Source organism: Streptomyces sp. NPDC059248 (genome assembly GCF_042753905.1).
Lineage (GTDB): Bacteria > Actinomycetota > Actinomycetes > Streptomycetales > Streptomycetaceae > Streptomyces.
In genome coordinates this window covers 1-16,068 of the sequence record NZ_JBHYZV010000062.1, presented here as the reverse complement: position 1 = coordinate 16,068, position 16,068 = coordinate 1, and the positions used below count along the sequence as shown (strand labels likewise).

General features: G+C 71.1%; 12 protein-coding genes. 11 read left to right on the top strand and 1 reads right to left on the bottom strand.

The features are described from left to right. The first annotated feature begins 63 nt into the window (after positions 1-63). The 8 genes from ACFXG1_RS24220 to ACFXG1_RS24185 all read left to right on the top strand — a co-directional run bounded on the left by ACFXG1_RS24220 (position 64) and on the right by ACFXG1_RS24185 (position 10,904). A complete protein-coding gene (locus ACFXG1_RS24220; RefSeq protein WP_384713475.1) occupies positions 64-936 on the top strand; it encodes a siderophore-interacting protein in 873 nt (290 codons plus the stop codon). Between the two features lie 557 nt (positions 937-1,493). Beyond that, positions 1,494-2,936 carry a pyridoxal phosphate-dependent decarboxylase family protein gene (locus ACFXG1_RS24215; protein ID WP_384713472.1) on the top strand — a complete coding sequence of 481 codons (1,443 nt, stop codon included), beginning with the start codon at positions 1,494-1,496 and terminating at the stop codon, positions 2,934-2,936. Beyond that, a complete protein-coding gene (locus tag ACFXG1_RS24210) occupies positions 2,920-4,239 on the top strand; it encodes a lysine N(6)-hydroxylase/L-ornithine N(5)-oxygenase family protein (protein WP_384713470.1) in 1,320 nt (439 codons plus the stop codon). The genes ACFXG1_RS24215 and ACFXG1_RS24210 overlap by 17 nt, the downstream gene beginning before the upstream one ends. Continuing rightward, the gene (locus ACFXG1_RS24205) at positions 4,236-4,805 is read left to right on the top strand and encodes a GNAT family N-acetyltransferase (RefSeq protein WP_384713467.1); all 570 of its coding nucleotides are present in this window, start codon (positions 4,236-4,238) and stop codon (positions 4,803-4,805) included. Before ACFXG1_RS24210 ends, ACFXG1_RS24205 begins: the two co-directional genes overlap by 4 nt. After that, entirely contained in the window at positions 4,802-6,583 is a 1,782-nt protein-coding gene (locus tag ACFXG1_RS24200; RefSeq protein WP_384713464.1) for an IucA/IucC family protein, read from the top strand. Before ACFXG1_RS24205 ends, ACFXG1_RS24200 begins: the two co-directional genes overlap by 4 nt. A 233-nt stretch (positions 6,584-6,816) precedes the next feature. Then, a complete protein-coding gene (locus ACFXG1_RS24195; protein WP_384713825.1) occupies positions 6,817-9,018 on the top strand; it encodes an MMPL family transporter in 2,202 nt (733 codons plus the stop codon). Between the two features lie 4 nt (positions 9,019-9,022). After that, positions 9,023-10,201, top strand: coding sequence for a sensor histidine kinase (locus ACFXG1_RS24190; RefSeq protein WP_384713828.1), 1,179 nt, complete (start codon positions 9,023-9,025; stop codon positions 10,199-10,201). 1 nt (position 10,202) lies between these two features. Then, on the top strand, positions 10,203-10,904 hold the full coding sequence (locus ACFXG1_RS24185) for a response regulator (protein ID WP_384713831.1): 702 nt from the start codon (positions 10,203-10,205) through the stop codon (positions 10,902-10,904). 158 nt (positions 10,905-11,062) lie between these two features. On the opposite strand, the gene ACFXG1_RS24180 is transcribed toward ACFXG1_RS24185, so the two are convergent. Beyond that, positions 11,063-12,754: a beta-N-acetylhexosaminidase gene (locus ACFXG1_RS24180; protein WP_384713834.1), complete on the bottom strand. Its 1,692-nt coding sequence runs from the start codon at positions 12,752-12,754 to the stop codon at positions 11,063-11,065. Between the two features lie 136 nt (positions 12,755-12,890). Between ACFXG1_RS24180 and ACFXG1_RS24175 the strand changes: the two genes are divergently transcribed. From ACFXG1_RS24175 to glmS, 3 genes are all read left to right on the top strand, one after another. Then, positions 12,891-13,766, top strand: a complete 876-nt coding sequence (locus ACFXG1_RS24175) for a DUF4429 domain-containing protein (RefSeq protein ID WP_384744505.1) — start codon at positions 12,891-12,893, stop codon at positions 13,764-13,766. Positions 13,767-13,923: 157 nt separating this feature from the next. Then, positions 13,924-14,166, top strand: coding sequence for a hypothetical protein (locus tag ACFXG1_RS24170; RefSeq protein WP_384713843.1), 243 nt, complete (start codon positions 13,924-13,926; stop codon positions 14,164-14,166). A gap of 37 nt (positions 14,167-14,203) precedes the next feature. Next, positions 14,204-16,021, top strand: coding sequence for a glutamine--fructose-6-phosphate transaminase (isomerizing) (gene glmS, locus ACFXG1_RS24165; protein ID WP_384713840.1), 1,818 nt, complete (start codon positions 14,204-14,206; stop codon positions 16,019-16,021). The last annotated feature ends 47 nt before the right edge of the window (positions 16,022-16,068 follow it).

The following is a 16,068-nucleotide window of genomic DNA, read 5'->3' as shown; positions in this document are numbered from 1 at the left end:
GGAGGGAAGGTTAGGCTAACCTGACCTCCGATTGTCCGGGCAGCACGAAGAAGAGGTCAGCGCATGGCTACCGCCCCCGACGCCGTTCCCTTCCGGTTCTTCGACCTGCGGGTCGAGCGGGCCCTGCGGCTGACGCCGTCGATGGTGCGGGTGACCTTCCGGGGCTTCCCGGGGGACGGCGCGCTGGCCGGATTCGACTCCGGGGGCCGGGACCAGTCGCTGTCGCTCTTCCTGCCGCACCCCGGCCAGGACGCGCCCGTCGTCCCGGTCGACGCCGGTGACGGCAGCGCGGTCTTCGCCGCCTGGCGGGCGCTCCCCGAGGACGTCCGGGCCGTGATGCGCTCGTTCACCGTCCGGGAGCAGCGGGAGACCGCCACCGGTGCGCGGGAGTTCGATATCGACTTCGCCGTCCACGAGGACGGCGGCCCCGCCTGCCGCTGGGCCCTGGCCGCCGCGCCGGGCCGGCGGGCGATGGTGCTGGGCCCGGCGGTCGCGGCGAACACCTCCGTACGCTGCCGACCGCCCGCCGACACCGAGTGGACCCTGATCTGGGGCGACGAGACGGCCCTGCCCGCCGTCGCGGCGATCCTCGAATGGCTGCCCGCGGGTATGCGGACCCGGGTCTGGCTGGAAGTCCCCCACGCCGCGGACCGGATCGAGCTGAAGACCGACGCCGACGCCGAGATCGTCTGGCTGGTACGGGACGAGGGCGCGCCGTCCGCCGTCGAGGCCGTGGCCGCCGCGGAGCTGCCCGAGGGGATCCCGTACGCCTGGATCGCCGGGGAGTCCGGCGGCGTCAAGGCGCTCCGGCGCCATCTGGTGAACGAGCGCGGTATCGACCGCCGCCGGGTCACCTTCGTCGGCTACTGGCGGCGCGGGGTGAGCGAGGACGGTCTGCGGGACGACCCGGCGCTCGCGGAGATCGGCGAGAGCTGACGGCGATACCAGGCGCATCCGGGCGTCATCCGATGCCGCGATACGGAGGGGCGTCGGGGCGTATTCCGATGCCGTGGAGTGCGCCGGGAGCGCACTCCACCCCCGCCGCGATCCGGTGAGCGCTCCCGGGCCACCGGGCGCCGGATCGACAACCGGCCTCCAGCGGTAGATATCCGGCCACATTCCGGCCAACCGCCGGCACACAGGATCATGACCGCCGCCGGCCGGGCAGATATCCCCCCGGCCGTTCACGGATCCGCCTCCCGGGGCTCCGGTCCGCTGCCCGGCCGCACCCGCCCACCCCGCCGTTTCACACCGCGTCGCGCGCCGACGCCTCCGCCCGGCCCCCCGGGCGGACACCCCGTCAACCCCGCGCGCACCGCCGGGACATGGCGTCCGGTAACCGCTGTGTGAACAACGCCATACGAGGGCGGCCATCCGAATGCCGGGGCCCGATTCCCAGGAATGGTTAGGTTAGGCTAACCTTCCCCAGGTCGCTCTCGCACCCCCACCTGTCCTGAGAGCGATTCAAGTCCCCGTATCCGGGAGGACATTGCATGCGCTCGCACCTGCTCAATGACGCAACGGCGGAGAGCTACCGGCGCTCCGTGACCGAAGGAGTCGAGCGGGTGGCGAACCGACTCGCCACGACCCGGCAGCCGTTCACCGGCGTCACCGCCGACGACCTCGCGCCGGTGATCGCCGGAATCGACCTCGACCAGCCGCTGGGCGACACCTCCGCCGCCCTCGACGAGCTGGAGCGGGTCTATCTGCGGGACGCCGTCTACTTCCACCACCCCCGCTACCTGGGCCACCTCAACTGCCCGGTGGTGATCCCCGCCGTACTCGGCGAAGCGGTGCTCTCCGCCGTCAACTCGTCCCTCGACACCTGGGACCAGAGCGCCGGCGGCACCCTGATCGAGCGCAGGCTGATCGACTGGACGGCCGCGCGCATAGGCTTCGGCTCCGCCGGCGACGGCGTGTTCACCAGCGGCGGCACCCAGTCCAATCTCCAGGCGCTGCTGCTCGCCCGCGAGGAGGCCAAGTGCGCCGACCCGGGCAAGCTCCGGATCTTCACCTCCGAGTGCAGCCACTTCAGCGTCCAGAAGTCGGCCAAACTCCTCGGCCTCGGCCGGGACTCCGTCGTCGCCCTGCCCACCGGCCGCGACCGCCGGATGCGCACCCTCGCCCTCGCCGCCGAGCTGGACCGGTGCGTCGCCGAGGGACTGGTGCCCATGGCGGTCGTCGCCACGGCCGGCACCACCGACTTCGGCTCCATCGACCCGCTGCCGGAGATCGCCGAACTCGCCGAGCGGTACGGCGCCTGGATGCACGTCGACGCGGCGTACGGCTGCGGACTGCTCGCCTCCCCCACCCGCCGTCATCTCCTCGACGGCATCGAGTACGCCGACTCCGTCACCGTCGACTACCACAAGTCGTTCTTCCAGCCGGTCAGCTCCTCCGCCCTGCTGGTGCGGGACGGCGCGACCCTGCGGCACGCCACGTACCACGCGGAGTACCTCAACCCGCGCCGTACCGTGGAGGAGCGGATCCCCAACCAGGTCGACAAGTCGCTCCAGACCACCCGGCGCTTCGACGCCCTCAAGCTGTGGATGACGCTGCGCGTGATGGGCGCCGACGGTATCGGCACCCTCTTCGACGAGGTCTGCGACCTGGCCGCGGCGGGCCACGCCCTGCTCGCCGCCGACCCCCGCTACGACGTGGTCGTCGAGCCCCGGCTCTCCACCCTGGTCTTCCGCTGGCTCCCGTCGGGCGTCGCCGGACCCGCCATGATCGACCGGGCCAATCTCTACGCCCGCAAGGCGCTCTTCGCCTCCGGCGAGGCCGTCGTCGCCGGGACCAAGGTCGACGGCCGCCAGTACCTGAAGTTCACCCTGCTCAACCCCGAGACGACGACCGACGACATCGCCGCCGTCCTCGACCTCATCGCCGGCCACGCCGAGCAGTACCTGGGAGAGAACCTTGTCCACGCCTCTTGAGACCCCGCCCGGGTCGGCCCGGCCGGCCGCGTCGCCCGAGCCCGCCGAACCGTACGACTTCATCGGGGTCGGACTCGGCCCCTTCAATCTGGGTCTGGCCGCGCTCACCGAGCCGATCGAGGAGCTGACCGGTCTCTTCCTCGACTCCAAGCCCGACTTCGAGTGGCACTCGGGGATGTTCCTGGAGGGCTCCCACCTCCAGACCCCCTTCATGTCGGACCTGGTCACCCTCGCCGATCCGACCTCCCCCTACTCGTTCCTCAACTATCTGAAGCAGGTGGGACGGCTCTACCCGTTCTACATCCGGGAGAACTTCTACCCGCTGCGGACCGAGTACAACGACTACTGCCGCTGGGTCGCCGCCCGGCTGAGCAATGTCCGCTTCAACACCACCGTGACCAGGATCGAGCACGACGGCGAGCTGTACCGGCTCACGACGGCCGACGGCGACGTCCTGCGCGCCCGCCGGATCGTGCTGGGCACCGGCACCCCGCCGTACGTCCCCGAATGCTGCCGCGACCTCGGCGGCGACCTCCTGCACAACTCGGCGTATCTGCCGAACAAGGAGGCGCTCCAGGCCAAGGAGTCGATCACCCTCGTCGGCAGCGGCCAGAGCGCGGCCGAGATCTACTACGACCTGCTCTCCGAGATCGACGTCCACGGCTACCGGCTCAACTGGGTCACCCGCTCCCCGCGGTTCTTCCCGCTGGAGTACACCAAGCTGACGCTGGAGATGACGTCCCCCGAGTACATCGACTACTTCCACGCCCTGCCGGAGGACACCCGCTACCGGCTGGAGTCGCGGCAGAAGGGTCTGTTCAAGGGGATCGACGGCGATCTGATCGACGCGATCTTCGATCTGCTCTACCAGAAGAACCTCAAGGGCCCGGTCCCCACCCGGCTGCTCACCAACTCCCGGCTCGACGGCGCCTCGTACGACGAGGAGTCCGGTACGTACGGCCTCTCCCTCCGCCAGGAGGAGCAGGGCAAGGAGTACGAGCTGCGCACCGAGGGCCTGATCCTGGCCACCGGCTACCAGTACGTGGTCCCCGGCTTCCTCGAACCCCTGCGCGACCGTATCCGCTGGGACGGCCGGGGCCGGTTCGACGTGGCCCGCAACTACTCCGTCGACACCGCGGGCCGTGAGATCTTCCTCCAGAACTCGGCGGTGCACACCCACTCCATCACCTCCCCCGACCTGGGCATGGGCGCGTACCGCAATGCCTACATCATCGGCGAGCTGCTCGGTCGCGAGTACTACGCCGTGGAAAAGTCCATCGCGTTCCAGGAGTTCTCCGTATGACCGCCCCCGACCCGCTGGGCTTCACCGTACGACCGCTCGACCCGCTCACCGACATCCCGCTGGTGCACCGCTGGGTGACCCACCCCAAGTCCGCTTTCTGGCAGATGCCGGACTTCGGGCCCGAGGACGTCGCACGGGCGTATACGGAGATCACGGAACACCCGCACCACCACGCCTTCATCGGCCACTCCGCGGCCGGTGAGCCGGTCTTCCTGATGGAGAGCTACGACCCGGCGGAGGTCGAACTCGTCGGTCTGTACGACGCCGGGCCCGGCGACGTCGGGATGCACTTCCTGGTCGCCCCCACCGACACCCCGGTCCACGGCTTCACCCGGGCCGTGATCACCGCCGTACTGCGGACCCTGTTCGCCGACCCCGCGACCGAGCGGGTCGTGGTCGAGCCGGATATCCGCAATACGGCCGTCCACGCCCTCAACGCCTATGCCGGCTTCTCGATAGCGGAGCGGATCCGGACCCCCGAGAAGGAGGCGTTCCTCAGCTTCTGCACCCGGGACGCCTTCGAGCGCAGCGCCGCCATGGCCGACCGCCCGGCGGTGGGACGATGACCGCAGCCGAAGCCGTCGCCCATCTGACGCCCGAGCTGTGGGAGCGGGCCAACCGGCTCCTCGTCCGCAAGGCGCTCGCCGAGTTCACCCATGAGCGGCTGCTGGTCCCCGAACCCCTGGGCGACGGCGGCTACCGGGTCCTGAGCGACGACGGAGCCACCGAGTACCGCTTCACCGCCGAGGTCAGGGCGCTCGACCACTGGGACATCGCCGAGGAGTCGATCGTCCGCCGCCACCGGGGGACGGAGCTGCCCCCGGACGCCGTGGACCTCTGCACCGAACTGCGCGGGGCCCTGGGCCTGAGCGACACCGTACTGCCGGTGTATCTGGAGGAGATCGCCTCCACCCTCGCGGGGACGGCGTACAAGCTGACCCGGAAGCCCGTCACCTCCGCCGAGCTGGCCGGGGCCGGTTTCCAGGCGATCGAGACCGGGATGACCGAGGGCCACCCCTGCTTCGTCGCCAACAACGGACGGCTCGGCTTCGGGGTGCACGAGTATCTGTCGTACGCGCCCGAGGCGGCGAGCCCGATCCGGCTGATCTGGCTGGCCGCCCACCGCGACCACGCCACCTTCACGGCCTCCGCCGACCTCGACTACGACACCCTCGTCCGGGACGAACTGGGCGAGGAGACCCTGACCCGGTTCGCCGGGCGGCTCACCGGGCTCGGTCTCGACCCGGACGACTACTATCTGCTGCCCGTCCACCCGTGGCAGTGGTGGAACAAGCTCTCCGTCACCTTCGCCTCCGAGATCGCCGGGCGGCGGCTGGTCTGTCTGGGTCCCGGCGACGACGACTATCTCGCCCAGCAGTCCATCCGGACCTTCTTCAACACCAGCGCCCCGCACAAGCACTATGTGAAGACATCGCTGTCCGTCCTGAATATGGGCTTTATGCGCGGTCTGTCCGCCGCGTATATGGAGGCCACCCCGGCGATCAACGACTGGCTCGCCGGGCTGATCGAGCGGGACCCGATCCTCCAGGACACCGGCTTCTCGATCATCCGCGAACACGCCGCCATCGGCTACCGCCACCGGCAGTACGAGCGGGCCACCGACCGCCACTCGCCCTACCGCAAGATGCTGGCGGCCCTGTGGCGGGAGAGCCCGGTCCCGTCGCTCGGACCGGGCGAACGGCTGGCGACGATGGCGTCCCTGGCCCACACCGACCACGACGGCGCCTCCTTCGCGGGGGCCCTGATCGACGAGTCGGGGCTGCCGCCCGCCGAGTGGCTGCGCGGCTATCTGCGGGCCTATCTCACCCCCGTACTGCACAGCTTCTACGCCTACGACCTGGCCTATATGCCGCACGGCGAGAATGTGATCCTCGTCCTGGGCGAGGACGGCACGGTCCGCCGGGCGATCTTCAAGGACATCGCCGAGGAGATCGTGGTGATGGACCCCGACGCGGTCCTCCCGCCCGCCGTGGAACGGGTACGGGCCGAGGTGCCCGAGGAGATGAAGCTGCTCTCGGTCTTCACCGACGTATTCGACTGCTTCTTCCGCTTCCTGTCGGCGGCGCTGGTCGCCGAGGGGCGGCTGGAGGAGCGGGCGTTCTGGACCGCGGTGGCCGACTGTGTACGGGAGTACCAGGCGTCCGTCCCCGAACTGGCGGACAAGTTCACCGAGTACGACCTCTTCGCGCCCGAGTTCGCGCTCTCCTGCCTCAACCGGCTCCAGCTGCGGAACAACCGGCAGATGGTCGATCTGGCGGACCCGTCCGCGGCGCTCCAGCTCGTCGGCACGCTCCGCAACCCCCTGGCCGACACCGTCGTCTGACGGCGGCCCCTCGACGGGGCGGGCATCCCCGGAACACGGTCCCTCGGGGGATGCCCGCCTCTTTCGTTTCCCGGCGGGCCCCGGCCAGGGGTCGCGGGGCGGGGCACGGGGCGCCGGGCGGCGGGTGGTGAGCGGCGGGCGGCGGGCCATGCCGGGGTCCACCGGCCGGTGGACCCGAGGTTCAACCGGTAGAGCCTGTCACCGCCCGCACCGCTCCGAGCAGCATGATTCCCATGAGAAACCCCACTGTTCGGATGGCCCGGTGGAGCGCCCGCAACCCCTGGCGGGCCATCACCGGCTGGCTCGTCTTCGTCGTCCTCTGCCTGGGAGCGGGCATCGCGATCGGGGGCAACCCGGCGACGAGCGCGGACTACCGGATCGGCGAGGCCGGCCGGGCCGAGGCCATGGCAGCCGAGGGCGGCCTCCAACAGAAGCCCGTCGAGCGCGTCCTCATCCATGCCCGCCCCGGCACCGGAAAGCCGGACCCGGCACAGGCCGGCGCCGCCGCCCGCGCTATCGCCGACCGGATGCGCGCGCTCCCCGAAGTGGCCTCCGTGGCGGGCCCGGTCCCCTCCGCCGACGGCTCAGCCCTCCGGGTGGACATCACTATGAAGGGCGCCGAACTCGACGGCAAGAAGCACGTCGACCCGCTGCTCGCCCGGACCGCCGCCGTCCAGGACGCCTATCCGGGGCTGTGGGTGGAGCAGGTCGGGGGTCCGTCCATCGGCAAGGGCGTCGACCGGCTGCGCGGCGACGACCTGGCCCGTACCGAGATCATCGCCCTGCCCGTCACCCTGATCACCCTGCTGGTCGTCTTCGGCTCCGTGGTCATGGCCGTCGTACCGCTGCTGCTGGCGTTCTCCTCGATCGCCGCCGCGATCGGCCTGTCGATGCTCGCCTCGCACGTCTTCCCCGACGCCGGGGTCGGCGCCAACATCATCCTGATGATCGGCCTGGCCGTCGGCGTCGACTACACCCTCTTCTACCTCAAGCGGGAGCGCGAGGAGCGGGCGAAGGCCGACGGCCGGCTCGGCTCCCGGGCGATCGTCGAACTGGCCGCCGCCACCTCGGGCCGGGCCGTGGTGGTCTCCGGTCTCGCCGTCGCCGTCTCCAGCGCCACCCTGTACCTCGCCGACGACGTCATCTTCTCCTCCATCGCCACCGGCGCCGTCGTGGTCTCCCTGGTGGCCGTCCTCAGCTCGCTGACCGTACTCCCCGCGCTGCTGGTCAAACTGGGCGACCGCGCCGAACGCCGCAAGGCGGCCCGCGCCGCCGCCGGGGGCCGGACCCCGCGCGCCGGGCGGCGGACCGGACCCGGCCGGCTCACCGCCGCCGTACTCCGCCCCACCGCGAAGCACCCCGCCATCACCCTGGCCGTCTCGGGCCTCGCCCTGGTCGCCCTCGCCCTCCCCGTCCTGAACATCAACCTCACCGACATGGGCCGTGAGACGCACTCCCGCGCCATCGGCGCCATGCGGACCTACGACCGGATCACGGCCGCCTACCCCGAGCTGAAAGCCATGCACCAGGTCGTCGTACGGGCCGACGCGGCTCGCGGCGACGAGGTCCGGGGCGCCCTGCGCGACCTCGCGGACCGCGCCGCCGAAGACCCCGCCGTCACCGGCCGCCCCGAGCTGAGGACCTCCCCCGACGGCCGGATCACCCTGCTGGAGATGAAGGTCGCGCACTTCGTGAGCGACCCCGAGGCCCAGCGGTCCCTGAAACGGCTGCGCGGCAGCCATCTGCCCGCCACCGTCGGCACCCTCGCGGACGTCGACGTGGCCGTCACCGGAGACGTCGCGCGCTACGCCGACTACCCCGCCCACCAGAAGCGGAAACTGCCGCTGATCATCGGGGCGCTGCTGCTGGTCACCTTCGCCATGACCGTCTGGGCCTTCCGCTCCGTCGTCCTCGGCCTGATCGGGCTCGTCCTCAATCTGCTCTCCGCCTTCGCCTCCCTCGGGCTGCTGGTCCTGGTCTTCCAGCACCAATGGGCAGAGGGAATCCTCGACTTCGACTCCACCGGCTCCATCGGCTCCCGGGTACCGCTCTTCCTCTTCGTCATCCTCTTCGGGCTCTCGATGGACTACCAGGTCTTCGTGATCAGCCGGATCCGGGAGGCCGCCATGGACGGCGTCCCGACCCGGCGGGCGGTCCTCGACGGCATCGGCGGCTCGGCCGGGGTGGTGACCAGCGCCGCCGTGGTGATGGTGACGGTCTTCGGCAGCTTCGCCGCCCTGCATCTGATCGAGATGAAGCAGACCGGCTTCGTCCTCGCGGTCGCCGTCCTGCTGGACGCCTTCGTGATCCGCGTCCTGCTCCTCCCGTCGCTGATGCTGCTGCTCGGCGAGTGGAACTGGTGGCCCTCCCGCGGTATGCGCCGGGTCCGGGCGGCCGGGACACCGGCGGAGCGCGAGCCGGAAAAAGTAGGCTGACCGGATGAACGAACGGCCGCGGCCCACCGAACGGTTGAACCTCCGGACGTTCCACGCCTGGTACGCGGCGGCCTGGGCGCTGCTCGGCCTGTTCCCCTCGGCCATCGGGATGAGCGACGACCCCGGATCGCCCAAGTGGGCGGCGGCGGCCCTGCTGGCGGTCTTCGTCTTCTGCTACGCCACGGTGGTGCGCTTCCCCGACAATCCCGTGCTGCGGCCCCCGGCCTATCTGGCCCTGCTCGCCCTCGGCCTGGGGGCCATGGGAGGTCTCCCGGGCGGCGGGGCGGCCCTGCTCATCGTCTCGCTCCCGCAGTTCTGGTTCTTCGCCACCGGCGTCCGCGCCCCGGTCGTCCTCAGCGGGGCCGCCACCGCGGCCACCGTCGTCGGTATCGTCCTGCGCGACGACCAGTACGTCACCGGCAATATCGTCTTCGCCGTCGCCGGCTACGCCGTCTCCGTCCTCACCGGTCTGCTGATCCACCGGCTCGTGGCGGACGGCGACGCCCGGGCCTGGCGGCTGGGCACCGAACTGGAGGACGCCAGGGCGCGGCTGGCGGAGGCGCACCGGCGGCAGGGCGCGGCGGACGAGCGGGAGCGGATGGCGCGGGAGATCCACGACACCCTCGCCCAGGGCTTCGCCTCCATCATCGTGCTGGCGGAGGCGGCCCGTTCGACCCTCGGATCGGATCCGGAGCGCGCCGGGCGGCAGCTGGTCTCCATCGAGCGGACCGCCCGGGAGAACTTCGCCGAGGCCCGGGTGCTGGTGGGCTCCGCCCCGGAGAGCGGACTGACCCCCGGTTCGGTCGCGGTCACCCTGCGCCGGACCCTGGACCGGTTCGCCCAGGACACCGGTCTGACCGTCGACGCGGAGCTGCCGCCGGACGTCGACTGCGACCAGCGGACCCGGATCGCGCTGCTGCGGTGCGTCCAGGAATCGCTGGCCAATGTCCGCAAACACGCCGCCGCCACCACGGTGGGCGTGGTCCTCACCCAGGACCGGGACGCCATCGAGCTGGAGATCACCGACGACGGCCGCGGCTTCGTCGTCGAGGACTCCCGCGGCTTCGGCCTCCACGGTATGCGCGGCCGGCTCGCCGAGCTGGACGGCGATCTCACGGTGACCAGTTCACCCGGGGACGGCACCCGTGTCCTCGCCACCATCCATACGAACGGACGGTCCTGAGATGACCGCGACGCCCCCGACACCTCCCGCGGCGGCGTCCGGCGCGGCCGGCCCCGGAGCGGACGACCGGGTCCGGATCATCGTGGTGGACGACCATACGGTGATGCGCGCCGGGGTGATCGCCCTGCTCTCCCCCGAGCCGTCCATCACGATCGTCGGCGAGGCCGGCGACGGCCGGGAGGCCGTCGAACTCGTCGAGGCCCTCCGCCCCGACGTGGCCCTGATCGATCTGCGGATGCCGGTGATGGACGGGGTCGCGGCCACCGCCGAGATCGTCGCGGGACCGGCCGCGACCCGGGTCCTCATCCTCACCACGTACGACACGGATACGGAGATCGAACGGGCCGTCGAAGCGGGCGCCATCGGCTATCTGCTGAAGGACACCACCCGCGAACAGCTCGTGTCGTCCGTCCGCGCGGCGGCGCGCGGCGAGACGGTCCTGGCGCCCCGGGTGGCGGAGCGGCTGGTCGCCAGGATGCGCCGCCCGGCGCCGGTGGTGCTGACCGCCCGGGAACGGGACGTCCTGAGCGCGGTGGCCGACGGGCTCTCCAACGCCGACATCGGCCGGCGGCTGGTGATCGCGGAGGCCACGGTCAAGACCCATCTGCTGCGGGTCTTCGCCAAGCTGGACGTCAGCGACCGTACGCACGCCGTGGTCATCGCCCTGGAACAGGGCCTGCTGGACCGTCCCCGACGCGACTGACGCCCGCGGGACCGCCCGACCGGGACCGCCCGACCGGGACCGCCCGACCGGGACCGCCCGACCGGGACCGCCCGACCGGGACCGCCCGACCGGGGCGGTTCGCGGGTACGGAGCCGTACCCGGAACCGGCCCCGGTCGGGGTGCCGTACCCGGCTCGGTCAGCCCTTCGTGCTCTTCGTGCCCTTCGTCCAGTCCACCGCGGGCGAGGGGTGGTACGCGATCCCGAGCGCGGCCAGCCGGCCGGCCTGCGCCGCCAGCCTCGGCTCGTACTCCTCCCAGCCGATGTCGCCGCGGGACCAGCCCTTCTCGGCCGCGCCCAGCAGCCGCGGGAACGCCATCTGCTCCAGTTCGGCGCTGGTGCTCAGGGTCTCCGTCCACAGCGGGGCCTCGATACCGATCACCGCGTCCTCCGGGACGCCCTCGTCCGCGAAGTAGGTACCGGGATCCCAGTCGTACGCCTGGTCGACCTCGACCCGGCCCGCCCAGCTCAGTCCGAGCGGATGGGTGATCGTGTACTGCATGTCCAGATAGATCCGGTCGGCCGGGGAGAGGATGAGCCGCGCGCCCTTCTTCACCGCGTCCGCGACCTGCTCCCGCTCCTCCTTCTTGGTCTCGCCGTAACCCCAGTACTGGGCGATCACGTCCCGGTCGACCTCGGCGCCCGCGATCTGGTGCCAGGCGATCGGCTTCTTGCCGTGCCGGGCCACCGCCTCCCGGGCCCGGTCCATGAAGACCCGGTAGTCCTTCTCCTCGGTGCTGTCGGCCTCGTCGCCGCCGATGTGGATGTAGTCGCCGGGGGTGAGCGCGGCGATCTCCCCGATCACATCGTCGACAAAGTCGTAGGTGACCGGTTTGCCGACGCACAGCGAGCTGAAGCCGACATCGGTCCCGGTGTAGACGGGGCCGGCGACGCCGTTGCAGTTCAGCTCCGGGTAGGAGGCGAGGGCGGCGGCGGTGTGGCCCGGGAAGTCGATCTCGGGGATCACGTCCATATGGCGGCTCGTCGCGTACGCCACGATCTCCCGGTACTGGTCCTTGGTGTAGAAGCCGCCCTTGCCGCCGCCGACCGCGGTGGCCCCGCCGACGGTGGTCAGCTTCGGCCAGGAGTCGATCGCGATCCGCCAGCCCTGGTCGTCGGTGAGATGGAGATGCAGCTTATTGATCTTGTACAGGGCGGCCTGGTCGATATACCGCTTGACCTGGTCGACCGTGAAGAAGTGCCGGGCGACGTCGAGCATCACCCCGCGGTAGGCGTACCGGGGCGTATCGGTGATCGTGCCGCCGGGCACCCGCCACGGCCCCGGGCCCGCGGTGTCCTTCTCCACGGCGTGCGGCAGCAGCTGACGGATCGTCTGCACCCCGCGGAAGAGCCCGGCGGGCTCCCGGGCCACCAGGGTCAGGGCGGCCGGGGACGACTCCAGCCGATAGCCCTCGTCGCCCAGGGCGGCCTCGCCCGGCGCCAGCCGCAGCCGGATGCCGTCGTCACCGGATCCCGGGCTCACGGGCAGCTCGAATCCGGTGGAGGGCCGCAGGATCCCGGCGAGGTAGTCGCCGACGGCCCTGACCCCGGGCCGGTCGTCGAAGCGGATCGCGGTACCGGCGGTGATCTCGTACGGACTCCCCGCCGGGCGGACGGCGGACGGCGCGGGCACCACATTCCCCAGGGCCGGTACGGCGGTGGGCGCCCGGCGAGCGGACTTGCCCCCGGAACCACCGCCTCCGTCGCTGGCGAAACAGCCGACACCGGCTCCGGCGACGAGGATCAGGGCGCCGAGCAGCCGCAGTCGGGGCAGCCGGGGCGCCCGGAAGGGGCCGGGCTGCGAACGGGGAGTCGGTCGGGACAGTCTCACGGGATGATTCCCTTCAACAGGCGTCGGACCATCCGTCATCGTTCCCCACCGCCGAGTTCAGGTCTAGACCTGGCCGGGCGAAATGATCACACAATCCACCCGCTCCACCCTCCCGGCCGGATGGAAGAATCGGCCCATGGCGGAAATCATCCAGAAGGACGGGACCTGGAGCTTCGACGGGGACACGGTGCGTATCGTGCCCGGCTCCGACAAGGGCGTGGGGCCGCTGCGACAGGCCCTGGGCGAGGTGACCGTACCGCTGGACGCCGTCGCGGGGGTCTCGTACGAACCGGGGCGCAAGTCCGGGCGGCTCCGGCTGCGGCTGCGCGGCGGCGCCGACCCGCTGCTCCAGCTCGCCGGCGGACGGCTCAAGGACGGCTCCGACCCGTATCAGCTGAGTGTGGAGAACGACCGGTCCGGGGTCGCCGAGTACTTCGTGGACGCGGTCCGCAACGCGCTGCTGATCGAGCAGATCAGCCCCGAGCAGGTGGACCGCTATCTGCTGCCGGGCCCCGCGGTGCCGATCAGCGCCACGGCGGGCGACGGCACGGTCGAGTTCGACGGCGAGCAGATCCGGCTCTCGTGGAACTGGAAGACCGAGGACGCCAAGTCGTCGGGCGGGCCGCGCACCATCGCCATCGGCGATGTCGAGAGCGTCGACTGGCTGCCGCCCGCCGCCCTGGAGAACGGGCATCTGCGCTTCACGGTGGCCCGGATCCGCTCATCGGCCCCGGCCAAGTACGACCCGCACGCGGTCGAGCTGTGGGGCTTTCGCAAGGACCCCCTGATGGCGGTGGTCGGGGCGGCCGTAGTGGCCCGGCTGCCGCATCCGTACGCCGAGGAGAAGCCGGCCGCCCTCACCCGGGGCGAGCCGGGACCGGCCGCGCCCCCGGCCGACGACCCCGACACGCTGCTGCGCCGGCTGCGGGAGCTGGGCGAGCTGCACCGGTCGGGCGTGCTCACGGACGAGGAGTTCACCACCGCCAAGCAGGCCGTCCTGAAGCGGCTGTAGACCGTCCCGGGCCAGGTCCTGCCCGGAATCGGGCAGGATTCTTGCGTTCGACGGCGCTACGCATCAGTATCGACGGGTGCTCGAACACCGCCGGCCAGGTCGTCCGTCATCCTCCGCGTCGCCACCCTCACACTCCGCGCACGCGCACGACGACCTCATAGACCATCTCGTCCGCACCACCGCGCTCCCGCGCGGCGAGGCGGTCCGGGTCGTCCTCGACGTGCTGGCGTACTTCGACGAGAAGACAGAGATCTACGTCCGCCGCCGCCATCGCGAACTGCAGTCGGGCGGCCTGGCGAACGCCGAGATCTTCGAGCGGATCGCGGCCGAACTGCCGCACCGCGCCGTGGCGCCCCCGGATCTTTCGCTCCGGCAGCTGCGCCGCATGATCTACGGCTGACATCCGATCTCTCACCTATGGAGGGGCAAGAACTTTTATGTGCGGAATTGTCGGATACATCGGTAAGCGTGATGTGGCACCGCTGCTGCTGGAGGGACTCCAGCGGCTGGAGTACCGGGGGTACGACTCCGCCGGCATCGTGATCACCGGCGCCCGGGCGGGCGGGCTCAAGCTGGTCAAGGCGAAGGGCCGGGTCCGCGATCTGGAGGCCCGGATCCCCAAGCGGTTCGCCGGGACCACCGGTATCGCCCACACCCGCTGGGCCACCCACGGCGCCCCGAGCGACGAGAACGCCCACCCCCACCTCTCGGTCGACGAGAAGGTCGCCGTCGTCCACAACGGCATCATCGACAACGCGTCCGATCTGCGCGCCCGGCTGGAGGCCGAGGGCGTCGTCTTCGCCTCGGAGACCGACACCGAGGTCCTCACCCATCTGATCGCCCGCTCCGCGGCCGAGACGCTGGAGGAGAAGGTCCGCCACGCGCTCAAGGTGGTCGAGGGCACCTACGGCATCGCCGTGATGCACGCCGACTTCAACGACCGGATCGTGGTCGCCCGCAACGGCTCCCCCGTCGTCCTCGGCATCGGCGAGAAGGAGATGTTCGTCGCCTCCGACGTCGCCGCCCTGGTCGCCCACACCCGTCAGATCGTCACCCTCGACGACGGCGAGATGGCCACCCTCAAGGCCGACGACTTCCGTACGTACACCACCGAGGGCTCCACCACGACCGCCACGCCCACCACCGTCGAGTGGGAGGCCGAGTCGTACGACATGGGCGGCCACGACACCTATATGCACAAGGAGATCTCCGAGCAGTCCGACGCGGTCGACCGCGTCCTGCGCGGCCGGATCGACGACCGGTTCTCCACCGTGCACCTGGGCGGCCTCAACCTCGACGCCCGCGAGGCCCGCTCCATCCGCCGGGTCAAGATCCTCGGCTGCGGCACCTCGTACCACGCGGGCATGATCGGCGCCGGCCTCGTCGAGTCGCTGGCCCGGATCCCCGCCGACGCCGAGCCCGCGTCCGAGTTCCGCTACCGCAACCCCGTCGTCGACCCCGACACCCTCTACATCGCGGTGTCGCAGTCCGGTGAGACGTACGACGTCCTCGCCGCCGTCCAGGAGCTGAAGCGCAAGGGCGCCCGGGTCCTCGGGGTGGTGAACGTGGTCGGCTCGGCCATCGCCCGGGAGGCCGACGGCGGTGTCTACGTCCACGCGGGCCCCGAGGTCTGTGTCGTCTCCACCAAGTGCTTCACCAACACCGTTGTCGCCTTCGCGCTGCTCGCCCTGCACCTCGGCCGGATCCGCGACCTCTCGGTCTCCGAGGGCAAGCGGATCATCGAGGGGCTGCGCAGGCTGCCGGAGCAGATCGCGGAGATCCTCGCCACCGAGGACGACATCAAGAAGCTGGCCGAGGAGTACGCGGGCGCCCAGTCGATGATGTTCATCGGGCGCGTCCGGGGCTATCCGGTGGCGCTGGAGGCGTCGCTGAAGCTCAAGGAGATCTCCTACATCCACGCCGAGGCCTACCCGGCGTCCGAGCTGAAGCACGGCCCGCTGGCGCTGATCGAGCCCGCGCTGCCGACCGTCGCGATCGTGCCCGACGACGATCTGCTGGAGAAGAACCGGGCGGCCCTGGAGGAGATCAAGGCCCGCAGCGGCCGGATCCTGGCGGTGGCCCACCGGGAGCAGGAGAAGGCCGACCACACGATCGTCGTACCGAAGAACGAGAACGAGCTGGACCCGATCCTGATGGGCATCCCGCTCCAGCTCTTCGCGTACCACACGGCCCTCGCCATGGGCCGTGACATCGACAAGCCGCGCAACCTGGCGAAGTCCGTCACCGTCGAGTAACCGGAGTAACCGGTCGTACGCGGACGGCGGCGGTACGGGCTCCGGCC

Bases quoted from the DNA above. Each gene is read 5' to 3' on its own strand.
- ACFXG1_RS24195 (WP_384713825.1), top strand. From the start codon at position 6,817: ATGAGAAACCCCACTGTTCGGATGGCCCGGTGGAGCGCCCGCAACCCC.
- glmS (WP_384713840.1), top strand. From the start codon at position 14,204: ATGTGCGGAATTGTCGGATACATCGGTAAGCGTGATGTGGCACCGCTG.
- ACFXG1_RS24205 (WP_384713467.1), top strand. From the start codon at position 4,236: ATGACCGCCCCCGACCCGCTGGGCTTCACCGTACGACCGCTCGACCCG.
- ACFXG1_RS24185 (WP_384713831.1), top strand. From the start codon at position 10,203: ATGACCGCGACGCCCCCGACACCTCCCGCGGCGGCGTCCGGCGCGGCC.
- ACFXG1_RS24175 (WP_384744505.1), top strand. From the start codon at position 12,891: ATGGCGGAAATCATCCAGAAGGACGGGACCTGGAGCTTCGACGGGGAC.
- ACFXG1_RS24190 (WP_384713828.1), top strand. From the start codon at position 9,023: ATGAACGAACGGCCGCGGCCCACCGAACGGTTGAACCTCCGGACGTTC.
- ACFXG1_RS24215 (WP_384713472.1), top strand. From the start codon at position 1,494: ATGCGCTCGCACCTGCTCAATGACGCAACGGCGGAGAGCTACCGGCGC.
- ACFXG1_RS24200 (WP_384713464.1), top strand. From the start codon at position 4,802: ATGACCGCAGCCGAAGCCGTCGCCCATCTGACGCCCGAGCTGTGGGAG.
- ACFXG1_RS24220 (WP_384713475.1), top strand. From the start codon at position 64: ATGGCTACCGCCCCCGACGCCGTTCCCTTCCGGTTCTTCGACCTGCGG.